The following is a 16,768-nucleotide window of genomic DNA, read 5'->3' as shown; positions in this document are numbered from 1 at the left end:
CACGGCCGCGAGATCCGGGACCGGGGCGGCCGTGGGATGTGGGGCGGGGGCGGTCGTGGGATGGGGGGACGAGTCGTCGGGTGACCTAATCTCGACCTGCACCATCGGCTCGGCCCCTCCTCGCGAAGATGTACGTACATTTAAGCTAAGAGATGACCGGACATTTGGCAAACCGGAGGCTTGAAGGATGACCGCGCTTGACCGCTCCGGCGGGGAGCCGTTGTGGAAACAACTGCAGGCCGACCTGATCCGGCGGCTGCAGTCCGGCGCGTTCGATGCCGCGTTCCCCGGCGAGCTGGCGCTGGTCGAGCAGTACGCGGTCAGCCGGCATACCGTCCGTCAGGCGCTCGGCCAACTGCGGGCCGACGGCCTGATCGTGGCGGAGCGCGGCCGCCAACCCCGGGTCGCGACAGTCCCGGAGATCCGGCAGCCGATGGGTGCGCTCTACAGCCTGTTCTCCTCGGTGGAGGCCTCGGGCCTCGCGCAGCACAGTGTGGTCCGCGCCCTCGACATCCGCGCCGACGGCGTCATCGCCGCCCGCCTCGAGCTCGAGGCGTCCATCCCCCTGCTCTACCTGGAACGCCTCCGGTACGCCGGTGACGAGCCGCTCGCGCTGGACCGAGTCTGGCTGCCCGCAGCGCTCGCGGAGCCGCTGCTGGACGCCGACTTCACCCATACCAGCCTGTACAACGAGCTCGCCGAGCGCACCGGTCTCCGCCTGGACCACGGCCGCGAGGACATCCGCGCAGTGATGCCGGCCCCGGCCGAGCGGGCGTTGCTGCACTGCCCGGCCGAGGCCGCGGTCTTCTCGATCATCAGACAAGGCACCGCTCAGAACCGCCCGGTCGAGTGGCGTCACACCATCGTCCGCGGCGACCGCTTCGCCCTCTCAGCCGAGTTCTCCGAGAACACCGGCTACCGCCTGACCCCGGCCACCGCGCAGGCTCACGGCTGGTAGGTCAAAGCCCCCGGCCGAAACGGGTCGTCGCCAGGCAGCCAGTACGGCGAGGGCCCGAGCTCCACCACCACATCCCGCGTCAACGCCTCCACTGCCGCCAGTACGGCGGGATCGGACTCGGAAGAGCGCGACACCAACGCCCAGGTCCACAGTGGAACCGGATCAACCACCAGCCGCCGAGTGAATCCACTGGGCAACGGAGTCGCGTCCCGTTTCGGCGAACTCAGCACCGGCCGCCCCAGCCGCCGTACATGGTCGTAGAACGCCGACCCGGTGATCCCGTGGTCGTCGATCCGCTCGACTGATGCGCCGACCGAGCGGGCGTATTCGAGCGCGTAGATGTTCCACGAGGCCCAGGTCTCCGCGTCGGCGTCAACGAGCACCACCGTGTCCCGAGCCGCGACGGGCGACTCGTCGCCGATCGAGACGGCGTACAGGCGGTCGACGCCAAGCAACCAACCGGTTAGTTGTTGCTCGGCGAGGTCGGTCGCCCGCACCCAAGTGATCGCCAGGTCGAGGCTCCCGTCCGCCACCCGCGCCGCCTGCTTGTGCGACGGCATCACCCACGCGTCGACCCGCAACCGCGCGACCCCTGACACCCGCTCCTCAAGATCGGCCGGCCGCCAACTCACGTACCCCAGCCGCACCGGCTCACTCATCGCGAACCCACGCGCCGTACGGCGTAAGTCGTCGGCCTGCTCGAGTAGCGCCCGCGTCCGCGGCAGCAACGTCTCGCCGAACGCGGTCAGCGTGACCGTGCGCCGATCACGCTCGAACAGCCGGACCCCGAGATCCCGCTCGAGCGACTTGATCTGCTGCGACAGCGACGGACCGGCGATGTGCAATCGCGCCGCGGCCCGCCCGAAGTTCAGTTCCTCGGCGACCGCCACGAAGTACCGCAACTGCCGCAGCTCCACCCTCCGAACAGTAGTAGGCGCAGCCTCCCAGCTGGGAGCAAACCGGTCGTGGAAAAGCTCACAAGGTTCGACAACTATCGAAGTACTCAACCAGAAAGCAGGAACCATGACCACCCAGAAAGTCGCCGTGATCACCGGAGCCTCCCAGGGCATCGGAGCCGGCCTGGTCACGGCGTACCGCAAGCTCGGGTACGCCGTCGTCGCGAACTCCCGGTCGATCACCCGCTCCGACGACCCGTTCATCCTGGCCGTCCCCGGCAACATCGCCGAGACCGGCGTCGGCACCCGAGTGATCGAACAGGGCCTGGACGCCTTCGGCCGGATCGACGCGCTGGTCAACAACGCCGGCATCTTCGTCGCCAAGCCGTTCACCGAGTACACGGACGAGGAGTTCGACCAAGTCAGCGGCATCAACCTGCGCGGCTTCTTCGAGACCACCCGCCGGGCCGTCACCGCCATGCTCGAGAACGAGACCGGCGGACACGTCGTCAACATCACCACCACGTTCGCCGAGCATGCACTCAGCGAAGTCCCGGCCGCGCTCGCTGCACTCACGAAGGGCGGCCTCAACTCGGTCACCCGCTCGCTCGCCATCGAATACGCCGCGCGCAACATCCGCTTCAACGCCGTCTCCCCCGGCGTCATCCGGACCCCGATGCATCCCGAGGAGACGCACGAGTTCCTCGCGGCCCTGCACCCGGTCGGCCGGCTCGGCGAGATCGAGGAGATCGTCGACGCGGTCACCTACCTGGAGAGCGCGAAGTTCGTCACCGGCGAGATCCTGCACGTCGACGGCGGCCAGCAGGCGGGTCACTGACATGAATACAACACTTGATCAGTGGGCAGCAGGCATCGCCGCCCACGACCCCAAGGCCATCGCCGAACTCTTCACCGAGGACGCGATCTTCCAAGGCCTGCACCCGTACGGCGTCGGCCGCGACGCCGTGGCCGAGTACTACGACTCGCAACCGCTCGGGCTGACCGCGAAGTACGCCGTACTGGAAACCCGCAACCTCGCCGACGGACTGCAACTGCTCTATCTGAGCGTGGACTTCAGCTTCACCGACCGGCCAACTATCACCGTCAACCTCAGCGTCCTACTCAATAAGGGTCTGATCGCGCACTATCAGGTCTCCCGTCTGTAGATACTGACTGTATGGGAGTCAAAGAGCTGCGGTTGGTGGTCACGGCGGACGACTACGACGAGGCGGTGACGTTCTACCGCGACGTGCTCGGCCTGCCCGAGCGGGAATCGTATGAGTCGGAGGACGGGCGGGTGATGATCCTCGAGGTCGAGCGCGCGACACTCGAGATCGCCGATCCGGCGCAGGCCGACTTCATCGACCGCGTCGAGGTCGGCCGCCGGGTCGCCGGGAAGTACCGGGTCGCGTTCGAGGTCGACGATGCGGCGGCGATGACCCAAACGCTTGCGCAGGCAGGAGCAACAGTGATCGCCGAGCCGACGAGGACGCCGTGGGACTCACTGAACGCTCGCCTGGAGACCCCCGGCGGCATCCAGCTCACCCTGTTCACCGAGCTTGACCTCAAGTCATCTTGAAGTGTTGAGGTAGTCGCCATGTGGAACATCGAGGCTCTCGACCTGCCCGCCTATCTCGACCGGATCGGCCATCCGCACGTCACCCCGTCCGCCGAGAGTCTGAACAGTCTCCATCGCGCACACGTGCTCAAGATCCCGTTCGAGAACATCGACGTCATCCTCGGTACCCACCCCGGCATCACGCTGGAAGCCATTCAGAACAAGCTGGTACGACGGCAGCGCGGCGGCTACTGCTATGAGCACGCGCTGCTGTTCGGGGCAGCGCTTGAGCGACTCGGCTTCGAGGTCAGTCGACGAGTCGCGAGAGTTCAACCGCACAAGGCGGGACCGCGCACTCACGCCCTCCTCAAAGTCGGCGTGGACGGCCAGGAATTCCTGGCCGATGTGGGATTCGGCGCCGGCCAGCTGTATCCGACACCACTCAAGGACGGCATCGTCATCGACCAAGGCGGTTGGGATCATCGACTGACACGCGACGGCGACGTGTGGACATTGGCGAAGCAGACAAGCGAGGGCTGGATTCCACAGCACGCGTCGAACGACGAGCCGGTTCGCCCGATCGACTACGAGGTCTATCACCACTACGTTTCCACGCATCCCAACTCACCGTTCACCGGCCGCCCGGTGGTGATGCGGGTCGCGGACGGCGTCGTACGGCGGCTGGTCGGTTCCGAGCTCACCACCGAGTACGCCGATGGTCGGTCGACGACGCGCGCCGTACCGGCTGATGACCTGCCGGAAGTCCTTGCAGGACTGGATGTTCTGCTCAGCGATGAAGAGATCGATCGCTTGAAACTTGTCTGAGAAGGTTGTGAGAAGACACGCTTCGAGAGGCGGTAGCGGCGAAAAGCGCTTATTCTACGGCCATGAGTGAGTTCGAACCCGGTGCCGACCTGGTGTCCCGTCTCCCTCTGCCTGGTCACGTGGTCGTCCTTGCGGACGGCCAGTGGCGTCGCGGCTGGTTGATCGGCCGCGAGCATGAGGAATCGGGATGGACCGGTCTGGTGCAGTACGAGGACGACGAGGGCCTGGAGCGGACGGAACGCCTGCCGGCGGACCGGATCGCGCTGGCCGCGCCGCCCGCGCCGAATGAGCAGGCCTCGTAGGAGGGCCGCAGTACATGAGAAAGCCCCCGGGATGCGAGTCAACCGGGGGCTTTCTGCTGTAACGCCGGGCCGGGGCGCCTAGCGGCGGACGAGAACCCCGTCCCAGGCCCTTCGGGCGGTTGACCTGGGACGGGATCCTCAGTGGCGTTACACACGGTGTATCGCTGGTGACGGCGCGAGTGTTACACGAATCAGGGAAGTTTCTTCCGGACGTTCTCCGGATCAGGGCAGAGGGCGGCCCCGGTGCACTCATCCCTGAACACCGGGGCCTGGGTCGTCGGCCTCGCGCGCGACCGGCGGCTCGTGCCCCCCAGGTGCCCGCAGAGTGATGCGTTATGCACGCATTCGCTCAAAAGTGGACAGCGAGCAGGATGCGGCCGCTCTCCGAACTGCGGATGTCCAGCCCGCGGATCTCGTTCCGCTTCAACTTCGTGGTCGCGGCCGGCTTCACCGTCGTACCGGGCGAGGAGGTCCAGGTCGCCAGCAACTGCGCCTTCCCCGACGCATCGGTCAGGTACAGCTCGTATCCCCGGGCGCGCTCACTCGGGGTCGCAAGTTCGTCGTACCGGCAGCTGATCTCGATAGTCGTCCCCCAGCGCTCCGGCACCAGCCGGGCGTCTGCGGACAGCTTGCTCTCCACGGTCTGCGCTAGCACGACGTAGTCGCCCTGCGGCTCGTCCTGAACGAGCGGTACCGCGAGCACCGCACCGATCCCGATCGACACCGCCGCCACGGCCGCGACCAACCCACCCACGCGGAACCGTCGGCGTTTGCGATCCTCGTCGACCCTGCGAGCCAGCCCCGGCAGCAGGTTCGGCGTACTGATCGAGACCGACACCATCGCCTGCTCACTCGGCAACGCAGCCAACGCGGCCGGTACGGCGGTCAGCGACGCCACCGCGGCCGAGCACTCGGCACAGGTGGTCAGATGCTCCTCGTACTCCCGGCGCTCGGACGCGGCCAGCGCACCCAGCAGGTACGCCGCGTCCCACTCCCGGTACTTGTCACTCACTGGCTTGTCACCCCCTTCTCCTGCAGCGCGAGCTTCATCGCCCGCAACCCGTAGTGCAGCCGCGATTTCACGGTGCCCGACGGGATATCCAGCTCCTCGGCGATATCGGTGACCGTCCGGCGCCCGTAGTACGCGCGGACGATCACCTGCCGATGCTCCTCCGACAACTGGGCCAGCGACTCGGCCACCAGCCAGGCATCCAGTACGGCGTTCGCGTGATCCGTACTGGGTTTTTCCGGCAGGTCGCCGCTGGCCACCTCGCGGTTGACCCGGGCACTGCGCCGGTCGTCGATGACGAGATTGCGCGCCACCGTGAACAGCCAGGCCCGGGCCCCCGCTTCGTCCTCGGTCAGGATCTGCGGCCTTCGCCATGCCCGGAGCAGGGTTTCCTGGACGACGTCCTCGGCCAGTCGGTCGTCGCCGGTCAGCCGCACCACGAACCGCCACAGCGCGGGAGCGTGCACATCGTGCAGCTCGCGCAGCATCGCGGCCCGGTCGTCGGCCATCGGGGCTCCTGCTCTGTCGGGCATGGGCTAAACGCTCACTCGGTCGCGACGGCTGCCGTCTGCCGCTGCGTGGCCGCGGTCCCCCGCTCCAGCGCCCAGGCGCCGTTCCCGAGGAATGCGATCAGCAGAAAGGCGAAGCAGAACAGCGCCGCTTTCTCGCCACCATTCTGCACGGGCAGCAAAGCATCCACCTGGTGGACCGTGAAGTAGGCGAACGCCATGGACCCGGAACACAGCAGTGCGGCGTACCGGGTGCCGAACCCGATCGCCACCAGCGCACCGCCGACCATCTGGATCACGGCGGCCCACCACGACGGCCACACGAACGCCTCGGCCTGCTTGGATCCGAGGACACCGAACAACGACGCAGCACCATGGGTGGCGAACAGGAATCCGACCACGATCCTGAAGACACCGATCACCTGCGACTGATAACGCTCCAGTACCTGCATGAGAGCCTCACTCCTCAAGGGGCGGTTTGGGGACTTGCCCATGCGAACGGATCCCCGGCTCATCTGGTTCAACCGAAAGTGACCTTTACGTCACACGCCGAATCGGTTGCTCTGAAACGGTCTACTGCTGTAACGCCCGGAGTGACCGCAAAAAAGCGGTCCGATCGGCCGCCGGCAACGTGCCGAGCAGCTCGTCCTCGTAGGCCCGGATGCTCTTGCGGACAGTACGGCGGACGCGGCGCCCCTTGGCCGTGATGGACAGCAACCGGACGCGGCGGTCGTCGGGATCCGGCGAGCGCTCGATCAGGTCGGCGGCCTGCAGCTCATCGAGCGTCCCGATGATCCGCGACTTGTCCGCGCCGATCGCCTCGGCCAGCGCCGCCTGGGTGCGGACCGGCGTCTCGTCGAGCGCGGTCAGCACCGAGTAACCCCACATCGAGAGGTCGTGAGCGGCGAGGATCGGCGTCTCGGCGGCGATCAGCACCCGCACCAGCGGGTACAGCAGCGCGGCCAGATCGGGGCGCTCTTCCATGCCCGAAAAGATAACACTGGCGCAATCATATGCAGCTGCCTATGATCTACACATGCCTACTATCGATTTCGTCCTCCTCGACCGCCAGGCCGTCAACGCCGGCATCGAGGTCGCCGCCGGCGTCACCGACGCCGACCTCAACCGACCGACACCCTGCCGAGCCTGGACGGTCTACGGCCTGCTCGCGCACATGACCACGCAGCACTATGGATTCGCCGCCGCCTCCCGCGGTGAATCGGACCCCGACCTCTGGAAACTGCGCGACCTCGGCGACGATCCTGCGCAGGCCTACATCGAGTCCGCCGAGCACGTCCTGGAGGCATTCGCGGAGGACGGCGTGACCGAGCGGATCTTCGCGCTGCCGGAATTCGGTCCGGACGTGAAGGCACCCGGTCACCAGGCCGTCAGCTTCCACTTCATCGACTACGTCGTCCACAGCTGGGATCTGGCCAAGTCGCTCGGCACCACCGTCGACTTCACCCAGGACGTCCTGGTCACGGCGTGGGCCGTCACGCAGATGGTTCCGCAGGGCCCAGGCCGGCTCGACCCGGGCGCACCCTTCGGCCCGGAGGTCGACTGGTCCGGGCCGGGTCGCCTCGACCAGATCGTCGCGCGACTCGGCCGCAACCCGCTGTGGCCGCTATCCAGCTAGGGCCTTCACGGTGGTCTCGGCGGTCAGCTGGGCGGACTGCGGGTTCTGGCCGGTGACGAGCCGGCCGTCGGAAACAGTCTGTACGGCGAAGTTGTCGGCCGCGTGGTGGATCGCGCCGCGCGCGGTGAGCTCGTCGGCGAGCAGGAACGGTACGACGTCGGTCAGCCCGACCGCCGCCTCCTCGGCGTTGGTGAAGCCGGCGACGTTCTTGCCGTCGATCAGGTACGTGCCGTCGGACAGTTTGAGATTCACCAGCGCCGACGGGCCATGGCAGACGGCCGCAACCACACCGCCGCGCTCGTAGATGTCAGCAGCCAGCTTCAGCAGATCATCGGCGCTGGGGAAGTCCCACATCGTCCCGTGCCCACCGGCGAAGAAGATCGCGTCGTACGCCGTCGCGTCCAGCTCGGCCGCGACCGGAGTGTGCTCGAGGTCCACCGCAGCGAGGAACTTCTGCTGCACCGGGTCGTTCTCGTCAAGCCCGTCAACCGGCGGCCGCCCACCGGCAACCGAAACCAGGCCCACCTCGTAGCCGGCCTCGGTGAACACCGCCCACGGCTCAGCGGCCTCGGAAACATAGAAGCCCGTCTTCCGCCCGGTGTCGCCGAGCTCGGAGTGGCTGGTCAAAGCAATCAGTACGCGTGTCATGCCTCCATCATGCGTCGTTGGAGCTATCGGAATCCAATAGATCAGCCTGGGGCAAGGCATAAGATTCCTGATATGTCACTAGATCTGCTCCGGACCTTCCTCGCCGTCCACCGAGCCGGATCGATCACCGGCGGCGCCCAGAGTCTCGGTCTGTCCCAACCAACAGTCACTGCCCAACTGAAGACCCTCGAACGCAACCTCGGCCGCCCACTCTTCGACCGCCTCCCCCGCGGCGTCCGCCCCACCAGCGCCGGCAACGAACTAGCCCGCCGCATCGCGGAACCGGTCGACGTACTCCAATCCCTCCTGAGCAACGAACTAGACGACCCGGCTCCAACCACCCTGCATCTAGGCGGCCCATCGGACTTCCTCTGCCACGAAGTCCTCCCAGCCCTGGCCCCACGCATAGCCAGCGGCCTCCAGGTCCGCACGACCTTCGGTCTCCCCGACGACCTCCTGGACCGCCTACAAGACCGCAGCCTCGACCTAGTCATCAGCTCCACCCGCCCCCGCCGAGCCGGCCTCCGTGCAACCCCCTGCTACGACGAAACCTTCACCCTCGTAGCCGCCCCCCACTGGGCACCAGCCTCACCAGTCACCACCCCCGACCAACTCCGCGCCATCCCCCTCATCGCGTACGCCGAAGAGGCCCCCATCCTCCGCCGCTACTGGCGAACCGTCTTCAACACCCGCCTAACCCGAACCCCGGACCTCGTAGTCCCCGACCTCCGCGGCGCCCTCACCACCACCCTCGCCGGCGCAGGCCTAACCGTCCTCCCCACCTACCTCTGCCACCCCCACCTAACCAACGGCACGCTGGTCCCCCTGACCACCCCCGAAGTCCCACCCCTCAACACCCTCTACCTCACGACACGCATCGACAGTGCTGCGGCGACAACCGCCGTACAAGAGCACTTGCTCGCCGTACTGCGCGCATCCTGAGGCCCCGGTTTACACGGATTCGCGGCTGATGCAGGTGTGATGTTTTCCCTTGTGGACAAGGGATTCTGACGCTGCGGCGATTTGCATGCATCGCTGTGGCTGCCTAAACTAGAACGCATGTTCGATGATGATCTGACGTTGCTTTCGACGGCCGACCTGCTGGAGTCGTCCGCCGAGCATCGCGCCATGGCGAACCGGGCCGATGCCCGGGTACTCGAACATGCCCAGGTCTACGCCGACCGTTTCCACCCCGACGCCTGCACCCCACGCCCCGGCCGCCGCTCCTCCGACGGCCGCGAATGCGCGGTGGTGCTGGGTGGTGAGGGCTGCCCGGAGATCGCCGAGTTCGCGATCGCCGAATACGCGGCCGTACACGGCGTCTCGCATCGCATCGGCGCCAAGATCATCGGCGATGCCCTCGCACTGCGGCACCGGTTCCCGTTCACCTGGGCGCGAGTCCTGTCCGGCGACGCAACCCCGTGGAAGGCCTGCCGCCTCGTCCGCGACTGCGTGGACCTGTCCGAGGAAGCCGCCCGCTACGTCGACCAGCGGGTCGCCGCCCTGATCGACACGATCACCCCGTACCGCCTCGACAAGATCGTCAAGGCAGCCAAGATGCACATCGACCCCGAAGGAGCCCGCGCCGAGGCCGCCGCGAAGGTCCGCGAACGCGGCGTGTTCATCGGCCGCTCCGACGGACACGGCACCAAAACCATCTACATCCGCACCTCCTCGGGTGCGGCCACCCGATTCGACGCCACCATCCACGCTCTCAGCGACGCCCAGCAAACCCTCGGCGACACCCGCTCAACCCAGATCCGCCGAGCCGAAGCAGTCGGCATCATCGCCGACCCGATCTTCGCCCAAGAACTCCTCACCCAAGCCCACCACCACCCGACCCCCTCCCCGGCACCGCACCCACCCGCCCCGCCCGCACCCGCCAGCGCACCAGCTACCGCGCCCGTTGCCGCGCCGGTTGCCGCAGCCCCCACCCCACCACCAGCCACGTCTGCCCCGGACACCTCAACCCCGCAGCCCCCGGCATCACACGACGCCACACCCGCTCCCGGCGACCCCGCCGCCGACACCTCCGCTGCGGAATCACCGGTACCGAACACGGCTGCACCCACCGCAAACACGGCGACCGCGCACACCGGGGCCTCCCGCGCTGCAGCGACGCCCACGTCCACGTCCAACGCCCGCACTCAAAGCGCCGCGACGCCGGACGCTCCCGGGGGCGATGGATGGGTGGGTGATGACGTGCCTGTACCGGATGAGCCTGGCCCGGACGACGAGGCAGATCGAGACGCACCACACCCGAGCAACAGCGACCATCCCGATCCGCTCGACCACACGGACCGCCGGACCGACCACCTCGCGGAACCCTTCCCCGCAGGCACAGACCACGACCCCGATGACGGCGAGCCCATGGACGCAGCAGCACAACGCGCGCTCGCCAGCCGGCTCGCGCAGATCAAACACGACGCCTACGCCCGACTAGCCTCCATCCAGCCCCCAGACACCCCCGCGCGCCCAGGCACTCCCACGCGCCCCGGGAAGACCGAGATCTACGTCCACCTCACCGACCACACACTCGCGGCCGGCGACGGTGTCGTGCGGGCCGAAGAAATCGGCCCCCTACTGGCAACCCAGCTGAGCGAGCTGATCGGATACAGCCCCTACATCGTCAAGCCCGTCATCGACCTCAACCACGCAGTCTCAGTCAACTGCTACGAAGCCTCCGAACGCATCCGAGAACGCGTCAAACTCACCCACCCGGTCGAACTGTTCCCCTACGGCACCCGCGAAACCAACCACAGCATCGACCTGGACCACCTCGAGCCCTACGACCCACTGGGCCCGCCAGGCCAGACAAACACAGAAAACCTCGCCCCACTCGGCCGCTACGCCCACCGAGTGAAAACACACGCGCGCGGCTGGAACGTCCGCCGCATCAACCCCACCACCCTCGAATGGACCACACCCCATGGATTCGTCTTCCACGTCGACCCGACCGGCACCCACCGCATTCGCAGACGGGAGCACCAGCCTCATTTGCCATGATGTGCGGATGGCCGACGTACCGACGAGCTTCCGCACGGACTGGGAACGCCTGTGGGCACTGGCGGAGCGAACCGCGGCCAGCATGCCGCCCGGAGTGCCGTTCGAGGGCGGGACAGCCGCAGCGTTCGGGTTTGCGAGCTTGTTCCTGGACTCGCCGTACGAGCCAGGTTTCGTCAGCGATTATCCGAACGGCGTGCAGAACGGGTTCCGGTTCGCATCGACAGGCGGCGACGGGACGCACTTCTGCGCGCTGTTCGGTGATACCGGCACGCGCGTGGTCCTGAGCGTTCCCTTGGCTGACAAGCCGCATTATGTGGTGGGCGAGTCGCTGGCGGAGTTTCTCGCGCTGGGTTGTATGACGGGCTACGTCCTCGACGAGCTCGGATACGACGACGGTCGCGCGGGGATGATCGACGCACTGGAGAACACCCGCGCGTACGACGACCCCGATCGCGGACTGCTCCTTCGCATCCTGACCGAAGAGTTCCAGCTGAGGCCATGGACTGGTGTGCGCGATCGGCTGGACGCTCTGTCGGCACAGTACGACGCAGACATCGAGTGGACGCCGTGCGACTAATCCGGCGGGATTGTTTCGTGGGTTACCGGGCTGGGGGTGCCTCGGTGGAAGGGGCGGGGGATGTAGGTGGCGGGCTGGTCGGTGGGGAGGAGGGGGAGGTTGAACGAGGTGGCGTTGGGGTCTAGGTAGGCGGCTACTTCGGCGGGTTGGGCGGTACGGCGGCGTTCGAGAAGGTAGCCGTCTTCGTTGGTGCTGGTGTCTTGCCAGCTGAGGTGGATTTCCTTGGGCTGGGGATGGGCGGTAGCGGGCTGGCCCTCAGGAGCGGTGAGGGGCGTGACGCGGTAGTAGAAGGTTGTTGCCGGCATCAGGTCGGGGTGTTGGAACTCGTGGTGATCCGGGGGCAGGAAGCTGAGGATCGTGTACTCGCCGTTCTCCTCGGTCGCGTACTCGACCATCAGGTACGCCGCGTTGGTGGGCGCGCCCGACCAGCGCAGGGTCACGTCATCGGCGACCAGATCCGCGGTCAGCTGGAACGCCTGCTGCTGGTCGGTGGGGGCGCAGCCGACCAGCAGCAGGAGAGCGCAGAGGGCGGGGAGCTTCATTCACTTGCGCCAGAACTGCACGCCGCTCCACTGGACCTGGATCGGACCGCGACCGCTGTCCGTCCGGTACGAACCGAACTTGTCGTAGAAGCTCCCACCAGGACTCGACATGCTGTGTTTCAGCGAACCGTTGATGTACGTCCGGTGCGCGCTGCCGACCTGGTGCACGGTGTTGACCCGGACCGTGGTTCCGACGGTCGCGCCGCCGGCGAGGGTGTCGCCGCCGACTCGGTACAGGCGGCCGCCGTTTTCCACGGCCAGCATGAAGAACGGGCCGGAACCGCTCTCGTTGAAGGTCTGCTTCAGGCTGATCCGGCTGCCGGTCATCGACGTGATCCGGAACGACCCTTCGAACTGCCGGGTCCCACTCGAGTACGTCGCGTACCGGCGCTCGGCTCGCTGGTCGCCGCTGGCGGTGGAGCAGGTGAGCTGGAAGCTCAAGCCATTGATCTGGCCGCAGCCGCGCTCCTGTTCGGAGAACGACGGCGAGTAGGAGGTCCAGCCGCCAGGCTCGACCTGGGCGTGGGCGGCGGCCGGGGCGACCAGGCCGAGTACAGCGGCGGTGCACAGAGTGCGCAGGATTTTCATCGCATTACCTCATCGGAAAGTCGGGGCGGTAACTGTCCGCGTACGCGAGCTCACCGTAGGGGAAACGCTTACCCAACAGCTAGGGGCTGGCATGGGATTTTTCGGAACCGAGTTCCATACCAGGTGCGCGCTGGCCTTAAGGGCCCCTTATGCGCCCCGCGACTCGGCAACCCGACGAAGCCAGTACCGGAACCAGGACGGGCCGTACGGCACGTAGACGCGCGTCTCGATCCCACGGTCGCGCAGCTCCGCGAGCACCTCCGGCCGGATCCCCAGCAACTGCTCGACCGGAACCTTGCCCAGGGCAAGCAACACCGCCTCCCGGAGCCGCCCGTCATGCGTCGCCAACGACCAGTCGGCCCCACGCTCAGCGAGCTGATGGGCCAACCGCAGGTAGGCGACATCCGTCGGTTCGCCGTACGGGTGGGCTCCGCTGGGTTCGACGTACGCGCCCTTGACCAGCCGGATCTGTACGCCGGCCTCCGCGAACGCGTCGATGTCCTCCGGGGACCGTTCCAGGTTCGCCTGCACCGTCGCCCCCAGCCGATCGCCGAGCCCACGACCCGCCACCGTCAGGACACAGTCGCGGATCCGATCCGTCCGCCCGGTGTCCTCCGCACCGATCTGCAGTCGGCGACCGCTCTGCAGCGCTCCCGCGATCCGCGCGACCCGATCGGCAGCACCGGCCGGATCCACGTCGACCGCCAGATGCGAGAGATCCAGCGACAACCACCCCGTCGTCAGTTCCGCGAGCTCCAGGTATTCGTCCACGACCCGCTCCGCGTCGGCAGCATCCACCGACAACTCACCGAACAGGTCAAGGCTCACCCCATGCCCCAGCGCCAACTGCGCCTCGGCCACCTGCAACGCCTCGTCACGCGTCCGACCCGCGACGTACCGCGAAGCCGCCCGCCAGGCGTTCTCCTCCCCACCTGGCAGCCCCTTGACCACCTGCTCGAGTGTTTCGTTCGTCGCCAACTTGAAAAGCACCGCCCGGTCCCAACGCATGCCCCGAGTCTGCCAGCCTCGACAACCGCCTTCGCTCCCTTTCGGGCATAACCTCGCACCATGCCTGCCGAACTCTCCGAAGCCGCCCGCGCCCTCCTCGACGACACCAACGTCGGCGTCCTCACCACCCTCAACTCCACCGGCGCCCCGCGAAACACCGTCGTCTGGATCGGCCGCGACGGCAACGACGTACTGATCTCGTCCGACGCCGCCTACTACAAAACCCGCAACCTGGTCGCCGACCCCCGCACCAGCCTCCTGGTCATCGACCGCACCGACCCGATGCGCTACGTCGAAATCGTCGCCAAGGCCGTCATCACCCCCGACGAGGACCGCGCCCTCGCCCAGTCCCTGGCCATCAAGTACGACGGCCCCGACGCAGCCGCCGAGTACGTCGCCCTCCCACCCGAGGTCCACCGTGTCGTCATCCGCCTCACCCCCGACCGCCTCAACGATCACACCTGAGGCACCACGAGTTCGAACCGCGCTCCACCGCCAGGCGCTTCGGAAACCGTCAGCGCGCCGCCATGCCGGAGCGCGATCTCCCGCGCGATCGCCAACCCGAGCCCCGCACCACCGGCATCCCGACTCCGCGCTTCATCCAGCCGGGTGAACCGCTCGAACACCCGCTCCCGTTCCGCCTCCGGAATCCCGGCGCCGTCGTCATCAATCCGCAGTACGACGTCGCCGTCGCGCTGCTCGATGCCCACGGCAACTGTCGTCCGGGTGTGCCGGATCGCGTTGTCAACGAGGTTGCGAACCAACCGCTCCAGCTGCGCGGGATCACCGGCGACCATGGCTGACTCGGGCGCATCGAACGTGAGCCCAGGCCCCTCATCCACCCGCCTCGCCAACTGCCGCCGTACCAGCTCGGCGAGGTCGACGGACTGCTTGGTGCTGCTCGGCTCAGCATCAAGCCGCGCCACCAGCAACAGGTCGTCGGCCAACTGCTGCAACCGGCGGATCTCCTCGATCGCAGTACCGCTCACCCGCGGCCAATCCGCCCGCTCCGGATGCTCGTTCGCCACCTCGAGAATCGCCCGCAGACTGGCAATCGGACTCCGCAACTCGTGAGCCGCATCAGCCACAAACCCGCGTTGTTGCTGGGCGGCCGTCTCCAACCGCCCCAACGTCTCGTTCAACGTCGTCGCCAGCCGAGCCACCACATCCCCGGTCCGCGGCACCGGCACCCGCTCGTGCAGATTCCGCTGACCGATCGCCGCCGCCTGAGCCCGCATCCGCTCCACGGGCCGGAGTGCCGTCCGCGTCCCGACATACGCACCAAGCATGATCAACAGCACCGCCAGCGGGAGCGCGGGCCTGAGCACCTGGTCGACACTGGCCACTGCGTCCTCCGCTTCGAGGGGGTTGACCAGGACCGCCACAGCCACCGAGCCGTGCAGGCGACCGGCCACGGAACTCCGATCCAGCACGCGTATCGAGTAGATCGGCACCACCACCCGAACCACCTCAAGTCGTCGCCCGGGCAGTCGGTTCAGGCCCACGCAGATCCTGCTGTTGCGGGTCGACTCCGAAGCACAGATCTCCTGCAGCTTCGCGGGATCAGGCGCCGCAACGGTCACATAGTTGCCGGCGTCCCATTGTGAGGTCTCGTCCGGGCGGGGCACTGGCTGAATCGGGCGGCCACCGGGCTGCAGGTGCACGATACGGTCGGACACCGCCAAGGTCCGGCCGTAGCTGTCGACGATCTCGAAGTACTCATCCGAGTCGTGGCGAGCGAGAGTCGGCGCGCGCCCCGGCCCACCCGCCGTGATCCCGATGTCCCCGCGGATCGCATCAAGGGCCGTCTGGGCCTGCACCAGCGAAACCTTGTACCGCGAGGTGTAGACCTCGTGGCGGATCCAGAACGCGAACCCTGCCGCCAGCATGCTGCTGACCAGACCGGCCACGACTGTGACCCGGGCGGCGGTCGAGAGTTTAGGCATGGGTGCTCCCGGTGAGGCGGTAGCCCATGCCTCGCACCGTTTCCAGGGTCTTCCGGCCGAAGGGGTGGTCGATCTTGCGGCGGAGGGCGCTCACGTGGACCTCGACGACGTTCACATCGCCGTCGTAGTGCGCGTCCCACACCTGGTCGAGGATCTCGCGTTTCGTGACGACCACATCGGGTCGCCGTACCAGGCACTCCAGAATCGCGAACTCCCGCGCGGTCAGCTCGATCGCCGCGTCTCCCCGCCGGCACGTCCGCGCCGCCGGGTCGATCACCAGGTCACCGACCTCCAGTGCGGCTCGCACCGACCCGCTGCGCCGCAGCAGTGCGCGGATCCGCGCCACCAGAACGACGTACGAGAAGGGTTTGGTCAGGTAGTCGTCGGCGCCGGTATCCAGTCCCTCGGCCTGGTCGTACTCGCCGTCCTTGGCGGTGAGCATCATGATCGGAGTGGTGACACCGGTACGGCGGAGGCTTTCACAGACTCGGTATCCGTTCAGCCCGGGGAGCATCACGTCGAGGATGATCGCGGCGTACTCGTTCTCCTCGGCCGCCCACAACGCCTCCGGACCGGTGTGAACGACGTCCACGGTGAAGCCGTGGGACTCCAGGCCCCACTTCACCGCCGCCGCGAGGCGCTGCTCGTCCTCCACCACCAGTAGCCGCACCGGACCAGGTTCGCACGCCGTACGGATCATCCTGAAGAACGCTTCAGCATGCTTCAGGTTCTCTTGGGCGGCCCGTTTCCATACTCCCGG

22 protein-coding genes are annotated in these 16,768 nt (G+C 67.3%); 11 read left to right on the top strand and 11 right to left on the bottom strand.

All coding sequences use genetic code 11. The features are described from left to right. Positions 1–187 precede the first annotated feature (187 nt). Positions 188–958 carry a GntR family transcriptional regulator gene (locus tag ACFTSF_RS04835; RefSeq protein ID WP_380152528.1) on the top strand — a complete coding sequence of 257 codons (771 nt, stop codon included), beginning with the start codon at positions 188–190 and terminating at the stop codon, positions 956–958. On the opposite strand, the gene ACFTSF_RS04830 is transcribed toward ACFTSF_RS04835, so the two are convergent. Then, a complete protein-coding gene (locus ACFTSF_RS04830; RefSeq protein ID WP_380152527.1) occupies positions 946–1,875 on the bottom strand; it encodes a LysR family transcriptional regulator in 930 nt (309 codons plus the stop codon). The two genes, ACFTSF_RS04835 and ACFTSF_RS04830, sit on opposite strands and share 13 nt — an antisense overlap. Positions 1,876–1,981: 106 nt before the next feature. Between ACFTSF_RS04830 and ACFTSF_RS04825 the strand changes: the two genes are divergently transcribed. From ACFTSF_RS04825 to ACFTSF_RS04805, 5 genes are all read left to right on the top strand, one after another. Further along, a complete protein-coding gene (locus ACFTSF_RS04825) occupies positions 1,982–2,692 on the top strand; it encodes an SDR family NAD(P)-dependent oxidoreductase (RefSeq protein WP_380152526.1) in 711 nt (236 codons plus the stop codon). A 1-nt stretch (position 2,693) separates the two neighbouring features. Continuing rightward, positions 2,694–3,020 carry a hypothetical protein gene (locus tag ACFTSF_RS04820; RefSeq protein WP_380152525.1) on the top strand — a complete coding sequence of 109 codons (327 nt, stop codon included), beginning with the start codon at positions 2,694–2,696 and terminating at the stop codon, positions 3,018–3,020. 11 nt (positions 3,021–3,031) lie between these two features. Then, the gene (locus ACFTSF_RS04815; RefSeq protein WP_380152524.1) at positions 3,032–3,433 is read left to right on the top strand and encodes a VOC family protein; all 402 of its coding nucleotides are present in this window, start codon (positions 3,032–3,034) and stop codon (positions 3,431–3,433) included. 18 nt (positions 3,434–3,451) lie between these two features. Further along, positions 3,452–4,237 carry an arylamine N-acetyltransferase gene (locus ACFTSF_RS04810; RefSeq protein ID WP_380152523.1) on the top strand — a complete coding sequence of 262 codons (786 nt, stop codon included), beginning with the start codon at positions 3,452–3,454 and terminating at the stop codon, positions 4,235–4,237. Positions 4,238–4,299: 62 nt separating this feature from the next. Continuing rightward, positions 4,300–4,539 (top strand): hypothetical protein, encoded by a 240-nt coding sequence (locus tag ACFTSF_RS04805; protein WP_344159197.1) that lies wholly within the window; start codon positions 4,300–4,302, stop codon positions 4,537–4,539. A 349-nt stretch (positions 4,540–4,888) separates the two neighbouring features. Here ACFTSF_RS04805 and ACFTSF_RS04800 read toward each other — a convergent pair whose 3' ends face one another. The 4 genes from ACFTSF_RS04800 to ACFTSF_RS04785 form a co-directional block, all read right to left on the bottom strand. Beyond that, the gene (locus ACFTSF_RS04800; RefSeq protein WP_344159194.1) at positions 4,889–5,551 is read right to left on the bottom strand and encodes a zf-HC2 domain-containing protein; all 663 of its coding nucleotides are present in this window, start codon (positions 5,549–5,551) and stop codon (positions 4,889–4,891) included. Then, complete coding sequence (locus tag ACFTSF_RS04795) at positions 5,548–6,057, bottom strand: sigma-70 family RNA polymerase sigma factor (RefSeq protein WP_344159191.1); 510 nt, start codon at positions 6,055–6,057, stop codon at positions 5,548–5,550. The genes ACFTSF_RS04800 and ACFTSF_RS04795 overlap by 4 nt, the downstream gene beginning before the upstream one ends. Before the next feature lie 35 nt (positions 6,058–6,092). Then, a complete protein-coding gene (locus ACFTSF_RS04790; RefSeq protein ID WP_344159188.1) occupies positions 6,093–6,509 on the bottom strand; it encodes a DoxX family protein in 417 nt (138 codons plus the stop codon). A 121-nt stretch (positions 6,510–6,630) separates the two neighbouring features. Next, entirely contained in the window at positions 6,631–7,041 is a 411-nt protein-coding gene (locus ACFTSF_RS04785) for a MarR family winged helix-turn-helix transcriptional regulator (RefSeq protein WP_344159185.1), read from the bottom strand. A gap of 52 nt (positions 7,042–7,093) precedes the next feature. On the opposite strand from ACFTSF_RS04785, the gene ACFTSF_RS04780 reads away from it, so the two are divergent. Beyond that, the gene (locus ACFTSF_RS04780; RefSeq protein ID WP_380152522.1) at positions 7,094–7,693 is read left to right on the top strand and encodes a TIGR03086 family metal-binding protein; all 600 of its coding nucleotides are present in this window, start codon (positions 7,094–7,096) and stop codon (positions 7,691–7,693) included. Here the strand turns inward: ACFTSF_RS04780 and ACFTSF_RS04775 are convergent. Then, positions 7,682–8,341: a type 1 glutamine amidotransferase domain-containing protein gene (locus tag ACFTSF_RS04775; protein WP_380152521.1), complete on the bottom strand. Its 660-nt coding sequence runs from the start codon at positions 8,339–8,341 to the stop codon at positions 7,682–7,684. The two genes, ACFTSF_RS04780 and ACFTSF_RS04775, sit on opposite strands and share 12 nt — an antisense overlap. Positions 8,342–8,413: 72 nt before the next feature. Here ACFTSF_RS04775 and ACFTSF_RS04770 point away from each other — a divergent pair, with 72 nt between their 5' ends. From ACFTSF_RS04770 to ACFTSF_RS04760, 3 genes are all read left to right on the top strand, one after another. Next, the gene (locus tag ACFTSF_RS04770) at positions 8,414–9,283 is read left to right on the top strand and encodes a LysR family transcriptional regulator (protein WP_380152520.1); all 870 of its coding nucleotides are present in this window, start codon (positions 8,414–8,416) and stop codon (positions 9,281–9,283) included. A 117-nt stretch (positions 9,284–9,400) separates the two neighbouring features. After that, on the top strand, positions 9,401–11,347 hold the full coding sequence (locus tag ACFTSF_RS04765) for a hypothetical protein (RefSeq protein ID WP_380152519.1): 1,947 nt from the start codon (positions 9,401–9,403) through the stop codon (positions 11,345–11,347). A 7-nt stretch (positions 11,348–11,354) separates the two neighbouring features. After that, complete coding sequence (locus ACFTSF_RS04760; protein ID WP_380152518.1) at positions 11,355–11,924, top strand: hypothetical protein; 570 nt, start codon at positions 11,355–11,357, stop codon at positions 11,922–11,924. Here the strand turns inward: ACFTSF_RS04760 and ACFTSF_RS04755 are convergent. The 3 genes from ACFTSF_RS04755 to ACFTSF_RS04745 form a co-directional block, all read right to left on the bottom strand. Beyond that, positions 11,921–12,466, bottom strand: a complete 546-nt coding sequence (locus ACFTSF_RS04755; RefSeq protein ID WP_380152517.1) for a hypothetical protein — start codon at positions 12,464–12,466, stop codon at positions 11,921–11,923. The two genes, ACFTSF_RS04760 and ACFTSF_RS04755, sit on opposite strands and share 4 nt — an antisense overlap. Then, positions 12,467–13,054, bottom strand: coding sequence for a hypothetical protein (locus ACFTSF_RS04750; RefSeq protein ID WP_380152516.1), 588 nt, complete (start codon positions 13,052–13,054; stop codon positions 12,467–12,469). It lies immediately after the preceding gene. A 147-nt stretch (positions 13,055–13,201) separates the two neighbouring features. Next, positions 13,202–14,062 (bottom strand): proline dehydrogenase family protein, encoded by an 861-nt coding sequence (locus ACFTSF_RS04745; RefSeq protein ID WP_380152515.1) that lies wholly within the window; start codon positions 14,060–14,062, stop codon positions 13,202–13,204. Between the two features lie 60 nt (positions 14,063–14,122). Here ACFTSF_RS04745 and ACFTSF_RS04740 point away from each other — a divergent pair, with 60 nt between their 5' ends. Then, positions 14,123–14,527, top strand: coding sequence for a PPOX class F420-dependent oxidoreductase (locus tag ACFTSF_RS04740; RefSeq protein ID WP_380152514.1), 405 nt, complete (start codon positions 14,123–14,125; stop codon positions 14,525–14,527). Here the strand turns inward: ACFTSF_RS04740 and ACFTSF_RS04735 are convergent. Both ACFTSF_RS04735 and ACFTSF_RS04730 read right to left on the bottom strand, forming a co-directional pair. Continuing rightward, the gene (locus ACFTSF_RS04735) at positions 14,518–16,008 is read right to left on the bottom strand and encodes a sensor histidine kinase (RefSeq protein WP_380152513.1); all 1,491 of its coding nucleotides are present in this window, start codon (positions 16,006–16,008) and stop codon (positions 14,518–14,520) included. The two genes, ACFTSF_RS04740 and ACFTSF_RS04735, sit on opposite strands and share 10 nt — an antisense overlap. After that, positions 16,001–16,678: a response regulator transcription factor gene (locus ACFTSF_RS04730; protein WP_344153593.1), complete on the bottom strand. Its 678-nt coding sequence runs from the start codon at positions 16,676–16,678 to the stop codon at positions 16,001–16,003. Before ACFTSF_RS04730 ends, ACFTSF_RS04735 begins: the two co-directional genes overlap by 8 nt. Positions 16,679–16,768 lie beyond the last annotated feature (90 nt).

Source organism: Kribbella sp. NPDC056951 (assembly GCF_042674205.1).
GTDB classification, from domain to species: Bacteria; Actinomycetota; Actinomycetes; order Propionibacteriales; family Kribbellaceae; genus Kribbella; species Kribbella yunnanensis.
The sequence above is the reverse complement of the archived record's forward strand: the minus strand, read 5'-3'. Positions and strand labels throughout refer to the sequence as shown.